This is a genomic window from Cupriavidus lacunae (genome assembly GCF_003353055.1).
In the GTDB taxonomy this organism is placed as follows: Bacteria; Pseudomonadota; Gammaproteobacteria; order Burkholderiales; family Burkholderiaceae; genus Cupriavidus; species Cupriavidus lacunae.
Window position 1 is genome coordinate 34504 of record NZ_QKWJ01000006.1, and the last position, 16362, is coordinate 50865.

The window sequence follows — 16362 nt, forward strand, 5'->3', positions numbered from 1 at the left end:
GCGCCTGATGCTTCAGCGGCGCAGCTTGTCCACCTGCACGCGCGCGCCATCGCGGCGCGCGGCGTCAGCCACCTCGTTGCTGACCACGGTCTGGCCGATCGGCGCCAGCGCAATGCCAGCAAGCTTCAGGTGCTGGATCGCAAACGGGATGCCGATGATGGTCACGAAGTTGGCGACCGCCGCCATCACGTGGCCGATCGCCAGCCACACGCCGGCAAAGACAAACCACAACACATTGCCCAACAGCCCCAGCGCGCCGGTGCCGACATCGTCGCGCCCGGTCAGCTCACGCCGGCTGATGGCCTGCTTGCCGAACGGGAAGAAGGTGAAGGTGCCGATCACGAAGCAGGCCTTGCCCCAGGGAATCCCGATGATCGAGATAAAGGCCAGCAGCCCGGCCAGCCACCAGGCCAGGCCCATCACCACGCCGCCAAGGATGAACCAGAGGAAGTTGCCGATTGCGCGCATGCCGTTCTTTCGCGAGTGAGGAAGAGAACACGCATGATACGCAATGGTGTTGTGCCGGCATGCTTGCGAGACGGTCGCGGCACCGTCGCGGCACCAAAGCGTACCCGTTTCTGCGTGCGTTGCCGGGACCGGCAAAACGGCATCGTGGGCCGTTCGGAAAACGCGTTTGACCCTTGTTTATAGGCACATGCCACGATTCAGGACCCGTCGCAAATCCGCCCGCCGGAGGCAAAGCGTACCCGTTTCTGCGTGCCGCCCGCGTTCGTTGTCGCCCTCGGCAAGCCTGACGCCGCGGCGCTAGAATGTGACGTCTGCCCGCTATCCGCGCCCCGGATGCCTGCGGCAGCCGCCACGCTGGCTCCCTCCTTCCACTCCACCGCATACTCCGCTGTCCCCGCTATGAAGCCCACGCTGCTGATCCTGACCCAGGTCGCTACCCACCACCGCGACGCCATCGCCGAACGCTTCGAGATCCTCTACGCCCCGGACGCCGAAGGCCGCGCCGCGCAGATCGCCACGCAGGGCGAGCGCATCCGCGCGGTACTGACCATCGGCTCCGCCGGCCTGAGCGCGGCGGAGATCGACGCCATGCCGGCACTGGAACTGGTGTGCGCGCTGGGCGCGGGCTTCGAGAACATCGCCGTGGCCCACGCCCGCGCGCGCGGCGTCGCCGTGGCCAACGGGGCCGGCACCAACGACAGCTGCGTGGCCGACCACGCCTTCGCGCTGCTGCTGGCGACCGTGCGCGCCGTGCCGCAGCTGGACGCGGCCACACGCGCCGGCACCTGGCGCACTGCGCTGCCGCTGCGGCCCAATGTCTCGGGCAAGCGGCTGGGCATTGTCGGGCTCGGCACCATCGGCCAGCGCATCGCCCGGCGCGGCGAGGGCTTCGACCTGCAGATCGGCTATCACAACCGCAAGCCGCGCGAGGACGCGGGGTACCGGTACTTCGACAGCATCGGTGCGCTGGCCGCGTGGGCGGACTACCTGGTGATCGCCACGCCGGGCGGGGCTGGCACGCGGCACCTGGTCGATGCAGGCGTGCTGGCGGCGCTGGGGCCGGCCGGCTTCCTCGTCAATATCGCGCGCGGCAGCGTGGTGGATACTGAGGCGCTGGCGTCAGCGCTGCGTGCCGGCCAGCTGGGTGGTGCTGGGCTGGATGTCTACGAGAGCGAGCCGGCGCCGCCGGTAGTGTTGTTCGACTGCCCTAACGTTGTGTTGACCCCGCATGTGGCCGGCTGGTCGCCGGAGGCCATCACGGCGTCCGTGATGCAGTTTCTGGAGAATGCGCGGAGGCATTTTGCGGGGGAGGGGGTGTTGACGGCGGTGGGGTGAGGGCAGGTTTTGCTGTTGGCCTGCGGGATGCTGGCGTTCTTGGCGGGTGTGGGCTGTTTCGCCGGCGTAGCCGGCGGGCTTCCTGCTTGTTGGCTTGGGGATGTAGGTCGGGTTTCCTGTTGTCGTAGGTTTAAGCGCCTGGTTCCGCCCTGCTGGGCGGGTCATTTTTTGTCCGAGCGACAAAAAGTAACCAAAAAACGCGTCGCCTCTGGCGGCTGGCCACCAATTTGGTGTTGGGGGTGGTTCGGGCGGCGGTGCTTGCCGTTTGGCGTGGTTGGCCGTTCGACCCAGCTACGCTCCCTGTCCGGTGCCTCCGTCCACGGACTATTGGACGAACCCGACTTTAGGCTATTGGCAGCCTGCTAACGAGGTCATCGGTAGGACGCCTACGGCTGCGCTGCGCGCACTCAGTATCGAAGGTCGGGGGCCCGGGCACGGAGTGCGTCGCTGCGCTCGCACGGGGCGGTCGTATTGCCGAGCCAAAAACGCAAATCAGGACGTGGCCGTCCGCCTGCCACGTTAGGGCCCGCGCGAAGCGCAGCCGAAGGCGTCCCACCGACGCGGTGGTTAGCAGGCTGCCACCGGCCTAAAGTCGGGTTCGTCCAATAGTCCGTTGATGTGGGCACAGACAGGGTGCGTAGCAGGCTCGAACGGCCAACCACGCCAAACGGCAAGCACCTCCGCCCGAACCACCAACACCACCAAATTGGTGGCCAGCCGCCAGAGGCGACGCGTTTTTTGGTTACTTTTTGTCGCTCGGACAAAAAGTGACCCGCCCAGCAGGGCGGAACCAGGCGCTTAAACCTACGACAACATCGAACCCGACCTACCTACCTACCCAAGCCAACGACCAGGAGGCCCGCCAAGAGCCACAAACGCCCTACACTCACGGAGACCATCGAGAGCGCGGGCGAATTCGAGTGAGGCGGATTGCCTCACCCACCGCCGTGATCGCCTTCACATAGCCAGACAGCCCGCATCGTCGAACGGGGATCTGAGCACAATCGCGTCGTCCCGCTCGGGGCCGGTAGTCACCATTGCCACCGGGATGCCGACCTCCTCTTGAATCGCCTCGATCAACGCCACGGCCTGGCAGGGAAGATCGGCAAAAGACCGGATGCCCCTGGTCGAATCCTTCCAACCTTCAAAGCGCTTGAGCACCGGAACGAGGCGTTGCTGTTCGGCGTTCGTGGAGGGCATGTAGTCGATGCGCTTCCCGTCGAGTTCGTAGCCCACGCATACGTAGACCGAGTCGAATCCATCGAGCACATCCAGCTTGGTCAAAGCCAGCAGATTGATGCCGGCGACCTTGCCGCTCTGGCGAAGCTGCACGGTGTCCAGCCAGCCGCAGCGACGCGGGCGGCCGGTGTTGACGCCGTACTCGCCACCCCGCTGTCTGAGCGTGTCACCCTGCGCTCCTTCCACTTCGGACGTGAAAGGACCTTCGCCAACGCGCGTCGCATAGACTTTGCTGACGCCCAGCACCGGCCCCAGGCGGGAGGGTGCGATACCCGTGCCGCTTGCCGCGCCAGCGGCAATGGCGCTCGACGATGTCACATAGGGATAGCTGCCCCAATCCACGTCCAGCATGACAGCCTGCGAGCCTTCGAACACCGTGCGCTTGCCCGATGTGTATGCGTGGTCGAGCTGCTCCCAGACGCGTCCCATGAACGGCAGGATTCTCGGCGCCATTGCGAGCAGGTCGCTCAGCATCTGGTCTTTCCGGAACGGTTGCAGGCCCAGGCCGCGGAACCACGCGTTGTGGTGCTGCAGCAGCAGATCAAGCTTGCTCGCGAGCCATTCCGGTTCAGCAAGATCGCAAACGCGCAAGCCGCGGCGCCCGACTTTGTCTTCATATGCCGGACCGATGCCGCGAAGCGTGGTGCCGATCGGCTTGGCGCGCAGGCCTTCCTGAGCGGCGTCGATCGCCCGGTGGACCGGGAGCACAAGCGTGGCCGTATCGGCGATCTGCAGCACCTCCGGCGTCACGCGGATGCCCAGCGCAGCCATGCGGTCGATCTCCGCGAGCAACGCCTCCGGGTCCAGGGCCACGCCATTGCCGATCAGCCCAAGCTTTCCGCGCACGACACCACTCGGAAGCAGCGCCAGTTTGTAGGTCTGGCCATTCACGACGAGCGTGTGACCGGCATTGTGGCCGCCGTTGTAGCGGGCAACGATGTCCGCCTTTTCGGCAAGCCAATCCACAATCCGGCCCTTGCCCTCATCGCCCCACTGTGCGCCAACCACAACAACATTCGACATACGATCGCCTCTCTGGTGAGTTAATCAGACAGATCCGGAACGGGTCTGAGAGCTACCGACGCAATATATTGGCTATCTTCCGTCATGAAAATCGATATAAACTCAGAATCTATGTCAGGAAAAGTCACATAGAAGGTAGTCACATGCCACGCCGCCTGCCACCGTTGAACGCACTGCGCGTGTTCGAAGCCGCCGCCCGGCTTGAGGGCTTTTCCGCGGCAGCAGACGAGCTATGTGTCACGCACGGCGCAGTCAGCCGGCAAGTGGGGCAACTGGAAGCCTGGCTTGGCCATGACCTGTTTGAACGCCGGGGCCGGCGGGTCGTACTGACTGCACTGGGGCGCGCTTACCTGTCCGAGATATCTGCGGCGCTTGATCGCATCGCACTGGCCACCAATGAGCAACTCCATGCCGCGCGGCAACAGATTATCCGGGTCAATGCGCCGACCACGTTCGCCCTGCGCTGGCTCTTGCCGCAGTTGTCGAACTTCCAGTTAGCCAACCCGGCGGTGGAGGTTCGGCTAACGACGTCGGATGAGCCCGTCGAAAGACTGCGCGACGAATTCGATGTGGCGATTCGTGGCAGCGAGCAGAAGCCCGCGGGATACGTCGTCAGCGAGTTTCTATCCGAAGTGCGTCTGCCGGTTTGCTCGCCCCGTGTGCTGGAATCCCACCCGATTCGCCATGTCTCGGACCTGGCGCAACACACCTTGCTGCACACGGCGACCTATCCCGGCCTTTGGGCGGAGTGGCTCGCGGCGTGCGGCAACCCTCGGCTTGCCACACGCAATTCCTTGCAGCTCGATCATTTCTACCTGACCCTGCAAGCCGCGATTGATGGCCTGGGTATCGCGATGGGCCCGACCGCGCTGGTTGCGCTGGATGTCGACGAGGGCCGTCTTGTGTTTCCGTTCGAAGGGCCGGCCTTGCCTGCGTGGCGCTACTGCAGCTACGTCCACAATGCACGCCTTGAGGATCCCGCCATCAATACGTTCCTGACGTGGTTACGCGAACTGGGTCGCCGGTTCTCGCGCAGCGTATAGCGCCTACCCGCGTGCCTGCGCCGCGGCGCCCGGCCGGACCGGGCGCATAACGATTCTGGGGTCTACATTTCCCTTGGCATGCGCGCTAATGGACGGCGGACGGTAACCGTTGATCGACCCCAAACACCACCCTGACCCGCAAGCCTGGCCCCGCATCCTCGAGCACTACCCGCGCCCCATGCGACTGCGCGATCTCGGCCACGATGGCCAGCCCCAGCCCGCTACCACCGGTCGGCGCATCGGCCACCCGATAGAAGCGATCAAATACGCGCGCACGTTCTTCAGCGGGGATCCCCGGCCCGTTGTCGCTGACCACCAGTTCGACGGTGCGTCCGTCGGCGCTGCGGTCCACCAGCACATCGATACGGCCGCCAGCAGGGATATAAGCCAGCGCATTGTCCAGCAGGTTGGTCAGCAGGATGCGCAACGCGTCCGCATCGCCGCGCACCACCGCCGGCGAGGTGTCCTCGCTGCCGTCCAGCCCGAGGTCGATATTGCGATCCAGCGCGGCCTGCGCCATGTCCGCGACCACGCTTGCGGCCAGTTCGTGCAGCGCGACCGGTTCGTGCGGAGGAATGGCCGCGCCCGGCTCCTGCCGCGCCAGCGTCAGCAGCTGGGTGACGAGGTGGGTCAGCCGCTCCAGCCCCTGGCGCAGCTTGCCGATGGCTACGTCACGCGCCGCGCCGTTCTCGGCCCGCTCCACCAGCTGTGCCTGCAGCTGCAGCGCGGCCAGCGGCGTACGCAGGGCGTGCGCGGCGTCGGCGACGAAGGCGCGCTGAGTGTCGATGGCGTGCGAGAGCCGCGCCAGCAACTGGTTCAGCGCGGCGCTCAGCGGTGCGATCTCGTCCGGCATCTGGCGCACGGCCAGCGGCGCCAGCGTGTTGGCGTCGCGCGAGCGCACTTCGGTGGCGATTTCGCGCAGCGGGCGCAGGCCGCGCCCCACTGCCATCCAGACCAGCCAGCCCAACAGCGGCAACAACAGCAGCAGCGGCGCCACGGTGCGCAGCGCCATGCGCGCGGCCAGCGTGCGGCGCGCGCTCATCGGCTGCGCGATCTGTACCACGGTGGGCCCCAGCTGCATGCTGTACAGGCGCCATTCGCCCTGCTGCGTGGTCACGTTGGAAAAGCCCAGCTCGGCGCGCGCCGGCAGCGCCGGGTGCGAATGCGACAGGTACAGGCTGCGGCCGGAGCCGTCCCAGATGTGGATGACCACGTCCTCGTCGGCATGCGTGAGGTCGCCGGGCGCGCCCAGGAAGGGCGCCGCCACCGGGTCGGCAAACTGGCTGGGCAGCGCCGCTGCCATCTGCTTCATCTGGTAGTCGAACAGCGCATTGGCTTCCTGCCGTGCCTGCCCGTAGATCAGCGCGGTGGCGATGGCGATGCCGGCAAGCAGGCCCGCGGCCAGCCACCACAGCAGGGTTCGCTGGATGGAGCGCATCAGGGGGTATCTCCTTCGCTGGACGCCGCGTCCCCGTCGAGGCGCGGCACCACATAGCCCACGCCGCGGATATTGCGGATCAGCGCCGCGCCGAACTTCTTGCGCAGTGCGTGGATATAGACTTCGACGGTATTGCTGCCGACTTCGTCGTCCCAGCCGTACAGCCGCTCCTGCAACTGCGCCACCGACCACACCTTGCCAGGGCGTGCCATCAGCGCGGACAGCAGCGCGAACTCGCGCGCCGACAGCCGCACCGGCTCGCCGCGATGGGTGGCCTCGCGGGTGGTGGGGTTGAGCACGATATCGCCATAGGTGACCAGCGGTTCCGCGCGCCCGGCGGCGCGGCGCGCCAACGCATGCATGCGCGCGGCAAGCTCCTGCAGGTCGAACGGCTTGACCAGGTAGTCGTCGGCGCCGGCGTTCAGCCCCGCGACACGGTCCGCGACGGCGTCGCGTGCGGTCAGGATCAGCACGGGGGTCGGCACGCCGCGCGCGCGCAGGGTGCGCAGCACATCGAGGCCCGGGCGCCGCGGCAGTCCCAGGTCGAGCAGGATCAGGTCGTAGCACGGCTGGCCATCGTGCGCGGTGCTGGCCGCGGCCAGGCCCGCGTCGCCATCGCGCACCCAGTCGACGGTAAAGCCTTCCTGGCGCAGCGCCAGCTTGACACTGTCGCCGATCATGGCGTCGTCTTCCACCAGCAGCACGCGCATGGCTAGCCGTTCCGGACCGGGCCGCCGAGGCGCTCGGCCAGCGCTTGCGCCAGCCCCGGCAGCGCCGGATGGCTGGCGGTGATGACGTAGACCGGCACGGCCTCGAGCCAGCCGCGCATGCGGCCCTTGGCGACGAAGCGTTCGGCGAACACCGAGGCCTGCAGCGCCGGCACGAAGCGCGGCAGGATGCCGCCGCCCAGGTAGACCCCGCCGCGCGCACCGACCACCAGCGCGACGTCGGCCGCAACCGAGCCGAGCAAGCCGAAGAACACGGCCATGGCGCGCTGGCACAGCGAGTCGTTGCGTTCAAAGGCACCCGTGGTGACCTGCTCCGGCAGCAGCGGCGCGAGCAAAAGCGTACCCGTTTCTGCGGCCAGCGCGGCATGGATATGCGACAGGCCGCTGCCGCTCAGGAGCCGCTCTGCCGACACCCGGCCGACGTTGCGATGCGCCGCGCGCCAGGCGACCCATTCGTCGTCAGTGTCCGGCATCAGCTCGATATGGCCGCCTTCTCCGGCCAGCGCCACGGCCTGCCCGCCCGGCGCCGGCACCAGGCCGGAGACGCCCAGGCCGGTACCGGGCCCGACCAGCGCCAGCGGCGCGGTGCGCACTGCGGTGCCGGCGCGCACCTGTGCCAGCCCGTTGGCGGGCAGGTGCGGCAGGGCCATCGCCAGCGCGGTGAAGTCGTTGATGGCCAACAGGGTCTGCAGCCCGAGCGCACGCCGCATGCCGTCGATCGAGAACGACCAGTTGTGGTTGGTGAGGCGGACCTGGTCGCCGGTCACCGGGTTCGCCAGGCCGATCGCGGCGTGCCGCGGCGCGGGCTGTCCCGACGCGGCGAGGCCGTCGAGGAACTGGCGCAGCGCGGCTTCCAGCGATGTGAAATCGGCCACCTTCAGCGCCGTCACCGGCCCGATCTGCATGGGCGCGGTTTCCAGGGCAAAGCGCACGTTGGTGCCGCCGATATCGCCGAGCAGGCGGGGGAAATCGGCATAGGAGGATGCAGTGGTGGCCATGGCGTCGGGTATCGCTCCCCTTGGAAATCAGCTCAGTCAGGTCTTGAACACGTCAAACCCGTGCCGGTGCCGCGACAGCACCAGGCTGACCGGCAAGGACGGCGTCGGGCCCTGCAGCGCGCGGTCGAGCACCTCGGCCTTGGCCGCGCCGGACACTGACAGGAACACGCGCTCGGCGGCCAGCAGCGCCGCCAGATTCAGCGTGATGCGGGCATGCGGCGCGACCGACGGGTGCGTGATCACGTAGCCCGGCTGAGGCTCGCTCAGCGCGCTCTGCAGTTCGGGCGCATCCGGGAACAGCGAGGCGGTATGGCCGTCCTCGCCCATGCCCAGCACGACCACGTCGGGTTGGCGGAATGCGCCGTTGGCGCGCGCCACCGCCTGCGCGGGGGCGGCCACGTCCTGCGCATCGGCAATCAGCGGCACGAAGGCGGCACTCGCGGCGGCCTCGCGCAGCAGGTGCGCGCGCACCAGCGCCGCGTTGCTGTCCGCGTGATCGGGCGGCACCACGCGCTCGTCGACCAGTGTAATGGTCACCGCGTCCCAGCGCACGTGGCGGTGGCGCAGCCGCTCGAACATCGCCACCGGCGAGCGTCCGCCCGAGACGGCCAGCACCGCCCAGCCCTTGACGCGGATGGCGAGCTCCAGCGCATGACCGATGGAGATGGCCAGCGCCTCGGCCTGGTCCATCGGGGTGGGATGTTCAAACAGCCGCATGATGGTTTCCTTTGCGATTCTGCGGGCGCATGGCTCAGGCCTCCTCGTGCCACAGCCCGCCGTCGCGCGACATCAGCGCCGACGACGCGGCCGGCCCCCAGGTGCCGGCGGTATAGGGCTTGGGCGGCATGGTGCTGGCTTCCCAGGTATCGATGATGGGTTCGACCCAGCGCCATGCCTGCACCTGCTCGTCGCGGCGCACGAACAGGCCCAGCCGGCCGCGGATCACGTCCAGCAGCAGCCGTTCGTAGGCGCCGGCACGGCGCACCTTGAACGAGTTGGCGAAGTCCAGGTCGAGCGAGGTCGGCGTCAGTTCCAGCGTGTCGCCGGGCTGCTTGACCAGGCAGTACAGGCGGATGCTTTCCTCGGGCTGCAACTGGATCACTAGCCGGTTCTGCGGCGACAGCGTCAGCGGCCGCGGGAAGATCGCGTGCGGCACGTCGCGGAAATGGATCACGATCTCGGCCACGCGCGACTGCATGCGCTTCCCCGTGCGCAGGTAGAAGGGCACGCCTTCCCAGCGCCAGTTGGCGATCTCGGCCTTGATCGCGACAAAGGTCTCGGTACGACTGTCCGACGCGATGCCCGCTTCTTCCAGGTAGCCCGGAACCGGCTTGCCGCCGATGGCACCCGACTTGTACTGGCCGCGCACGGTCTTCTCGGCCACGTCCTGCGGCGTGATCGGCCTGAGCGCTTTCAGGATCTTGATCTTCTCGTCGCGGATGGCGTCTTCGCTGAGGCTGGCCGGCGGCTCCATCGCCACCATGCACAGGAGCTGCAGCAAGTGGTTCTGCACCATGTCGCGCAGTGCGCCGGTGTGGTCGTAGAAGTCGCCGCGCGTTTCCACGCCCAGTTCTTCGGCGATGGTGATCTGCACGTCCTGCACCCACTCGCGCCGCCACAGCGGCTCGAACAGCGCGTTGCCGAAGCGGATCGCCATCAGGTTCTGCACCGACTCCTTGCCGAGGTAATGGTCGATGCGGTAGATCTGCTCTTCGGCGAAGAACTTCGCCACCGCCGAGTTGATGGCCTCGTTCGATTCCAGGTCATGCCCCAGCGGCTTCTCCAGCACGATGCGGACGTTGGGCGCCTGGCGCGTATTCAGGCCGGTGCGTGCCAGCTGCTCGCAGATCGGCACGAACAGATGCGGCGCGGTGGCGAGATAGCACACCACCACTTCTGGCTTGCGTGCCAGCACCTGCTCGGCCAGTGCATCGAAATGCGCCGGCACGCGTGCATCGGCCTGCACGTAGACGATGCGCGCGCAGAACCTGTCCCATGACTCCGGCGGCGCATGGGCCAGCGCGGGGCGCACGGTCTGCTCCAGCGAGGCGAGGTAGTCCGCGGTCGAGAGCGGCTGGCTGCCGGTGGCGAGGATGCGCGCGGCCGGATGCAGCAGGCCCGCGTGGTGCGCATCGAACAGGGAAGGCAGCAGCTTGCGCCGCGCCAGGTCGCCGGTGCCGCCGCACAGCACCATGTCGAAATCAGGCATGCTCACCCTGAACTCCTTTAGCGATGGAAGACCCGCCATGGAAGGCGCGCGTTGTGGCCAGTTTACGTGACTCGCCAGCGCTTGGCGAGGCGCAGGCCGCGGCACATGCCATGGCAAATGCATGACCGAAACGCGAAGCGTACCCGTTTCTGCGTGCACCGCGCGGGGGATCGTGCGGTACGCGGCAAAGTGCGCTAGGCTGAAAGCTCCCCCGCAGGAGAACCCCATGCCACGTCATCCAGTGCTCGAGCGGGTCACCGCCCGCATCGTCTCCCGCAGCGCCGCCTCGCGCCAGGCGTATCTTGAGCGCACCCGCGCCATGGCCGGGCAGAAGGTCGAACGCGCGCAGCTTTCCTGTACCAACCTGGCCCACGCGGTGGCCGCCATGCCGGACGCCGCCAAGATCCGGCTGAAAGCCGACGAGCGACCCAACCTGGCGATCGTCTCGGCCTACAACGACATGCTGTCGGCGCACCAGCCGCTGGCGGCCTTCCCCCAATGGCTCAAGGAAGCGGCGCTCGAAGCCGGCGGCACCGCGCAGTTTGCCGGCGGCACGCCCGCGATGTGCGACGGCGTCACGCAAGGCCAGGACGGCATGGACCTGTCGCTGTTCTCGCGCGACGTGATCGCGCTGGCCGCGGCCGTGGCGCTGTCGCACCAGATGTTCGATGCGGCGCTGTACCTGGGCGTGTGCGACAAGATCGTGCCCGGCCTGGTGATGGGCGCGCTGTCCTTCGGCCACCTGCCGGCGGTGTTCGTGCCGGGCGGGCCGATGACCACCGGCATCAGCAACGACGAAAAGGCGCAAACGCGCCAGCTCTACGCCGAAGGCAAGATCGGCCGCAAGGAACTGCTCGAGGCCGAGACCCGCTCCTATCACGGCCCCGGCACCTGCACCTTCTACGGCACCGCCAACTCCAACCAGATGCTGATGGAAATGATGGGCCTGCACCTGCCGGGAACGGCCTTCGTCAACCCCAACACGCCGCTGCGCGAAGCGCTCACGCGCGAGGCCGCGCGCCAGGCGCTCAGGCTGGTGCACGGCGGCGAGCGCTATACGCCAGTGGCCGAGGTGCTGGACGAGCGCGCCTTCGTCAATGGCATCGTCGGGCTGCTGGCCACGGGCGGCTCCACCAACCACACCCTGCACCTGATCGCGATGGCGCGCGTGGCCGGCATCGTGCTGAGCTGGGACGACTTCGACGAGCTCTCGGCCGTGGTGCCGCTGCTGGCGCGCGTGTACCCGAACGGCAAGGCCGACGTGAACCAGTTCCAGGCCGCCGGCGGGCTGCCGGTGGTGATCCGCGGGCTGCTGGCGCTCGGCCTCGTGCACGACGACGTGACCACCATCGTCGGCCGCGGGCTGCAGGACTACACGCGCGAACCCGTGCTGCGCGACGGCAAGCTGACCTGGATCGATGGCCCGGCCGTGCCGCTCGACGACAGCATCGTGCGCGGCGCGGATGCGCCCTTTGCCCCGGACGGCGGCATCAAGCTGCTGGACGGCAAACTGGGCCGCGCGGTGATCAAGACGTCGGCGGTCAAGGCCGAGCACCAGGTGGTGCAGGCACCGGCGATCGTGTTCGCGCATCAGGACGATGTGCTGCACGCGTTCAGGCGCGGCGAGCTGGAGCGCGACTTCGTCGCGGTGCTGCCGTGGCAGGGCCCGGCCTCGTGCGGCATGCCCGAGCTGCACAAGCTCACGCCCACGCTGACGGTGCTGCAGGACCGCGGCTTCCATGTGGCGCTGGTGACCGATGGGCGCATGTCGGGCGCGTCGGGCAAGGTGCCCGCGGCGATCCACGTCTGCCCCGAGGCGCTGCACGGCGGCGCGATAGCGCGCGTGCGCACCGGCGACATGATGATGGTGGATGCGCCTGGCGGGATCCTTGATGTACTGGTGCGGGATGATGAATGGCAGGCGCGCGAGCCGGCCCGGCCAGACTTGCGCGCCAATCGCCACGGCGTGGGCCGCGACCTGTTCGCCACCTTCCGGCGCCATGTCAGCACTGCCGAAAGCGGCGCCTGCACGCTGTTTTCGGACGAGAGCGAGGGTGACAACGAGGCCACCGAGGCCAGCGAAAGCAACGTGCCCGTGCAGGGCTAGCCCAGGTGCTGCACCGGCTGGCGCGGGGCCGCGCCGGCCGGGCGCGGCGCACCCGTCGATGGCGCGCTGTCGACCACCTTCACCGCACCAGGTACGGAGGCGGCGCCCGGTACATGCAGTTCCTGGATCGGCACCGCCAGCTTGCTGCCGGCCTGTTCCAGCACGTGCTTGATGCGCTCGTAGAACGCGAAGCGCACGTTCCAGTAGTCGTCGTTCGAGGTCCAGTAGCGCACGTTGAGCGTGATGCCCTGCTGCGTGTAGTTGACTACCATGGCCTCGGGCCTGGGCTCGGCCAGCAGGCGCGGCTCGCGCGCGAGCATCGCGCGCAGCGCTTCCAGGCTGCGCTGCACATCGCTGTCGAAGGTCACCGTGGCCTCGATGTCCGCGCGCCGCGTGGCGTTCTCGCTGTAGTTGGTGATGGCGCTGCCCCACAGCTTGCCGTTGGGCACGCGCAGGCAGACGCCGTCGAAGGTGGTCAGCTCGGTCATGAAGAGCCCGGTTTCGCGCACCGTGCCGGCCACGCCCTGCGCATCGATGTACTGGCCCACGCGGAACGGCCGCAGCAGCACCAGCATGATGCCGGCGGCAATGTTCTGCAGCGTGCCCTGCAGCGCCAGCCCGATGGCCAGGCCCGCGGCGCCCAGCATGGCGATGATGCTGGCGGTCTGCACGCCGAACTGCGACAGCACCAGCACGATGGTCAGCACGCGCACCATCCACTGCAGCGTATTGGCCAGCAGCGGGCGCATGGTGGCGTCGACATGGGTGCCGCTGAGCGCGCGCCGCGCCGCGGTGGCAACGCGGGCCGAGAGCCACCAGCCGGCAATCAGGATCAGCAGCGCCGCCAGGCAGTTCATGCCCTGATTGATGGCGAACTGGACCAGGTAAGTCCAGCCCGCCTCGACTTTGTTGGCATCGATAAGGTTGAGGTTCATGGGAGCGGCTCCGTTTGCGGTTGTTGTCGGGGTTCTAGACGGTGCTGGCAATGCGTACCCGTTTCTGCGTGCTGCAACGGGCGTTCGGGGGCGTCCGCCGGCCACCATACGCGAACATCGATTTGAAAAATTGATGAACGTTGAATATACGATGTCAGACGATCACTGACAAAGCTGGAAACACGCCACACTGAGGGGGACAAGCGGAGCGGGATTTGGTTTCCCGGGATTTCGGGACGAGCCCAGCGGGTTCGGCGCCAGCCCTTGCGCCGTAACGGCTGGCGCCGGATCAGCCGATGCTGGCAGCGTGCGTTGCGCCCGCGCGCCAGACGCCGGGTGTCACGCCGAATGTGGCACGAAAGCGATGGCTCAGGTGGCTGGCCGAGGCAAACCCGGCGCGGGCGGCCACCTCGTGCAGCGGACGGCGCGGATCGGCCAGCAGCCGCTGTGCCCGCTCCAGCCGCGCGCGCAGGATCCAGGCATGGGGCGGCATGCCGAACGACACCCGGAACATGCGCGCGAAGTGGAACTCGGACAGCCCGGCCAGTGCGGCCAGTTCGCCCAGCGTGGGGTTGTCGCCGGGGTGGCTCTCGATCCAGTCGCGCACGGTGCGCCGCGCCTGCGCCGACAGGCCGCCGCGCCAGTCCGTCGGCGCGGCGCACCCGGCGTGGGTGAGCACCAGGTGGCTGACCGCCTCGTGCGCCAGCGCATTGCCGGCCATGCGCGCGTCGGGCTGGCCCCAGTTCATGGCGGCAAGCCGCTGGCTCAGGCCAAACAGATAGGGATCGTCGGCAAAGGTCAGGTCACGCAAGGCCACCGCGCGCGGCTCGCGGTCGAGCAGGCGCACGCAGTGCCAGGCCAGGTATTCGGGGCGGAAGTACAGGTGCAGGAAGCGCTGCGGGCCGCCCACGTGCCAGCGCGATTCATGGTCGGCAGGCAGCAGGCACAGCCGGCCCGGGGCGCCCTTGTTGCCGGGCTGGTTGCGCCGGTAGGTGGCGTGCCCGCCTTCCAGGTAGACCGACATGGTGTGGTGGCCGGGCTGCGCGTAGCCGGTGCTGTCGTTCCGGTTGCGCCACAGCGCCACGCCGAGGCCATCGCCCAGCGCGGCGGCGCGTTCCAGCGACGCGCGCGAGCCGCTGAGTGCGGCGAACACGGCGTGGCGCTGGAGCGGATCGGTCGGCATGGGCATGGGTTGCACGCGTTGGTAAAGGGTGCGGCTGGGCTCGGCGTGCGCTACTTTCAGCGACGAAAGTTGGCGCGCGAGCCTCGACTATACCGCCCGCAGCCCCAAATCCGCACACGCAGAAACGGGTACGCTTTGCGCATTTCGCTGCCCGTTTGCGCCCCGCTCAGGCCGAGTGGTCGTGCAGCTTGTCGCGCGACGCCAGCGCCGGGAACAGCCGCATCCACACCGCCACCACCAGCAGCGTGCCGACGCCGCCCAGGATCACCGCCCCCACCGGGCCGAAAAGCGCCGCCGTGACGCCGGACTCGAACTCGCCCAGCTGGTTGGAGGCGCCGATAAAGACCGAGTTGACGGCGCCGACGCGCCCGCGCATGTCGTCCGGCGTATCGAGCTGCACCAGCGTGGAGCGCACCACCACGCTGATCATGTCCGACGCGCCCAGCACCACCAGCGCCGCCATCGACAGCGGCAGCCAGGTCGACACGCCGAACACCACCGTGGCGACCCCGAACACCGCCACCGCGGCGAACATGATGCGCCCGGCGCGCCGGTTCAGCGGATGGCGCGCCAGCCACAGCGCCATGGCAAGTGCACCGATGGCCGGCGACGAGCGCAGCAGCCCCAGGCCCCAAGGCCCGGTATGCAGGATGTCGCGTGCGTAGATCGGCAAGAGCGCCGCGGCGCCGCCCAGCAACACCGCGACCATGTCCAGCGAGATCGCCCCCAGCAGCACCGGGCGGCTGCGGATATAGGCAAAGCCGGCAAAGACGGTGCGCACGCTGACCGGCGCGGTCAGCCGCTGCGCGGCCTGGCGCAGCGTGATGCCGCTCACCAGCGCGGCCGCGATGGCAAACAGTGTCGCGCTCAGCGTGTACACCACGCCCGGGCCCGCCACATAGGCAAAGCCGCCGATGGCCGGGCCGATGATGATGGCGGTCTGGCCGGCCGAGCTCGCCAGCGCCACGGCGCGCGGCAGCTGGCGCGGCGTCACCACGCTGGGCAGCAGCGCCTGCAGCGTGGGGTTCTCGAACGCGCGCGTGGCCCCGATCAGCGCGACGAAAACAAAGATGTAGTGGCTGTCGATCCAGCCATTCAAGCTGGCTGCCGCCATCCCCGCGGCCAGCAGTGCTTCGATCGACTGGCAGGTGCGCACGATCCGGCGCCGGTCGAAACGGTCCGCCACATGGCCCGACATCAGGATCAGCACCACCGACGGCAGGAACTGCACCAGCCCGACCATGCCCAGCATCAGCGGGTCGCGCGTCAGGTCGTACATCTGCCAGCCCACCGCCACGGTAAAGATCTGGTAGCCAATGGTGGTGCACAGGCGCGCGAACCAGTAGCGGCGGAAAACGGCGTCGCGGAATACGCTGTCCGGCTCGGCGGCCGGGACGGTGGCAGGGGAAGACATGGGTGCGGGAGGGAGGCGGAAATTGTTGTGCGCTGCCGCGGGTCACCGTGCCATCGGGGACACGATGCCAGCAATTGCAGCGCACAAAGGCAAGATTCTAAAGCGCATGCTTAATTCATGCATACAGATGGCCACATACGCACACAAAAAGCGGCGAGATATGCGCGTCGCTGCCGCCTTTCGGGTACAAGCGGCCGGAAGCGGGGGGCCAACAGCCTGCAAGCAAAACGGCCCGCGTTCAT

The 16362-nt window shown here is 68.1% G+C and carries 13 protein-coding genes; 3 read left to right on the forward strand and 10 right to left on the reverse strand.

The window, feature by feature from the left end:
• Nucleotides 1–12: 12 nt before the first annotated feature.
• On the reverse strand, nt 13–468 hold the full coding sequence (locus DN412_RS07440) for a YccF domain-containing protein (protein ID WP_115013911.1): 456 nt from the start codon (nt 466–468) through the stop codon (nt 13–15).
• 399 nt (nt 469–867) lie between these two features.
• On the opposite strand from DN412_RS07440, the gene DN412_RS07445 reads away from it, so the two are divergent.
• Nucleotides 868–1803, forward strand: a complete 936-nt coding sequence (locus DN412_RS07445) for a 2-hydroxyacid dehydrogenase (protein WP_115013912.1) — start codon at nt 868–870, stop codon at nt 1801–1803.
• A gap of 957 nt (nt 1804–2760) precedes the next feature.
• Here DN412_RS07445 and DN412_RS07450 read toward each other — a convergent pair.
• On the reverse strand, nt 2761–4065 hold the full coding sequence (locus tag DN412_RS07450) for an adenylosuccinate synthase (RefSeq protein ID WP_115013913.1): 1305 nt from the start codon (nt 4063–4065) through the stop codon (nt 2761–2763).
• Between the two features lie 143 nt (nt 4066–4208).
• On the opposite strand from DN412_RS07450, the gene gcvA reads away from it, so the two are divergent.
• Nucleotides 4209–5108, forward strand: coding sequence for a transcriptional regulator GcvA (gene gcvA, locus DN412_RS07455; RefSeq protein ID WP_115013914.1), 900 nt, complete (start codon nt 4209–4211; stop codon nt 5106–5108).
• Between the two features lie 85 nt (nt 5109–5193).
• On the opposite strand, the gene DN412_RS07460 is transcribed toward gcvA, so the two are convergent.
• Genes DN412_RS07460 through zwf form a run of 5 tightly spaced genes read right to left on the reverse strand, consistent with a single transcriptional unit; the run spans nt 5194 to nt 10481 of the window.
• Entirely contained in the window at nt 5194–6546 is a 1353-nt protein-coding gene (locus DN412_RS07460; RefSeq protein WP_115013915.1) for a sensor histidine kinase, read from the reverse strand.
• Nucleotides 6546–7256 (reverse strand): response regulator, encoded by a 711-nt coding sequence (locus DN412_RS07465; protein ID WP_115013916.1) that lies wholly within the window; start codon nt 7254–7256, stop codon nt 6546–6548. Before DN412_RS07465 ends, DN412_RS07460 begins: the two co-directional genes overlap by 1 nt.
• A gap of 2 nt (nt 7257–7258) precedes the next feature.
• Nucleotides 7259–8272: a glucokinase gene (glk, locus tag DN412_RS07470; protein ID WP_115013917.1), complete on the reverse strand. Its 1014-nt coding sequence runs from the start codon at nt 8270–8272 to the stop codon at nt 7259–7261.
• 36 nt (nt 8273–8308) lie between these two features.
• A complete protein-coding gene (gene pgl / locus DN412_RS07475) occupies nt 8309–8989 on the reverse strand; it encodes a 6-phosphogluconolactonase (RefSeq protein ID WP_115013918.1) in 681 nt (226 codons plus the stop codon).
• Nucleotides 8990–9023: 34 nt separating this feature from the next.
• On the reverse strand, nt 9024–10481 hold the full coding sequence (gene zwf / locus DN412_RS07480) for a glucose-6-phosphate dehydrogenase (RefSeq protein ID WP_115013919.1): 1458 nt from the start codon (nt 10479–10481) through the stop codon (nt 9024–9026).
• Nucleotides 10482–10707: 226 nt separating this feature from the next.
• Between zwf and edd the strand changes: the two genes are divergently transcribed.
• Nucleotides 10708–12588 carry a phosphogluconate dehydratase gene (gene edd, locus DN412_RS07485; protein WP_115013920.1) on the forward strand — a complete coding sequence of 627 codons (1881 nt, stop codon included), beginning with the start codon at nt 10708–10710 and terminating at the stop codon, nt 12586–12588.
• On the opposite strand, the gene DN412_RS07490 is transcribed toward edd, so the two are convergent.
• From DN412_RS07490 to DN412_RS07500, 3 genes are all read right to left on the reverse strand, one after another.
• Nucleotides 12585–13523, reverse strand: coding sequence for a mechanosensitive ion channel family protein (locus tag DN412_RS07490; RefSeq protein ID WP_115013921.1), 939 nt, complete (start codon nt 13521–13523; stop codon nt 12585–12587). The genes edd and DN412_RS07490 overlap by 4 nt on opposite strands.
• Nucleotides 13524–13812: 289 nt before the next feature.
• The gene (locus tag DN412_RS07495) at nt 13813–14712 is read right to left on the reverse strand and encodes a helix-turn-helix domain-containing protein (protein WP_115013922.1); all 900 of its coding nucleotides are present in this window, start codon (nt 14710–14712) and stop codon (nt 13813–13815) included.
• Between the two features lie 160 nt (nt 14713–14872).
• On the reverse strand, nt 14873–16120 hold the full coding sequence (locus DN412_RS07500) for an MFS transporter (RefSeq protein ID WP_115013923.1): 1248 nt from the start codon (nt 16118–16120) through the stop codon (nt 14873–14875).
• Between the last annotated feature and the right edge of the window lie 242 nt (nt 16121–16362).

Excerpts from the sequence above, each read along its gene's own strand:
- DN412_RS07440 (WP_115013911.1), bottom strand. The coding sequence starts at position 468 with ATGCGCGCAATCGGCAACTTCCTCTGGTTCATCCTTGGCGGCGTGGTG.
- DN412_RS07445 (WP_115013912.1), top strand. The coding sequence starts at position 868 with ATGAAGCCCACGCTGCTGATCCTGACCCAGGTCGCTACCCACCACCGC.
- DN412_RS07450 (WP_115013913.1), bottom strand. The coding sequence starts at position 4,065 with ATGTCGAATGTTGTTGTGGTTGGCGCACAGTGGGGCGATGAGGGCAAG.
- gcvA (WP_115013914.1), top strand. The coding sequence starts at position 4,209 with ATGCCACGCCGCCTGCCACCGTTGAACGCACTGCGCGTGTTCGAAGCC.
- DN412_RS07460 (WP_115013915.1), bottom strand. The coding sequence starts at position 6,546 with ATGCGCTCCATCCAGCGAACCCTGCTGTGGTGGCTGGCCGCGGGCCTG.
- DN412_RS07465 (WP_115013916.1), bottom strand. The coding sequence starts at position 7,256 with ATGCGCGTGCTGCTGGTGGAAGACGACGCCATGATCGGCGACAGTGTC.
- glk (WP_115013917.1), bottom strand. The coding sequence starts at position 8,272 with ATGGCCACCACTGCATCCTCCTATGCCGATTTCCCCCGCCTGCTCGGC.
- pgl (WP_115013918.1), bottom strand. The coding sequence starts at position 8,989 with ATGCGGCTGTTTGAACATCCCACCCCGATGGACCAGGCCGAGGCGCTG.
- zwf (WP_115013919.1), bottom strand. The coding sequence starts at position 10,481 with ATGCCTGATTTCGACATGGTGCTGTGCGGCGGCACCGGCGACCTGGCG.
- edd (WP_115013920.1), top strand. The coding sequence starts at position 10,708 with ATGCCACGTCATCCAGTGCTCGAGCGGGTCACCGCCCGCATCGTCTCC.
- DN412_RS07490 (WP_115013921.1), bottom strand. The coding sequence starts at position 13,523 with ATGAACCTCAACCTTATCGATGCCAACAAAGTCGAGGCGGGCTGGACT.
- DN412_RS07495 (WP_115013922.1), bottom strand. The coding sequence starts at position 14,712 with ATGCCCATGCCGACCGATCCGCTCCAGCGCCACGCCGTGTTCGCCGCA.
- DN412_RS07500 (WP_115013923.1), bottom strand. The coding sequence starts at position 16,120 with ATGTCTTCCCCTGCCACCGTCCCGGCCGCCGAGCCGGACAGCGTATTC.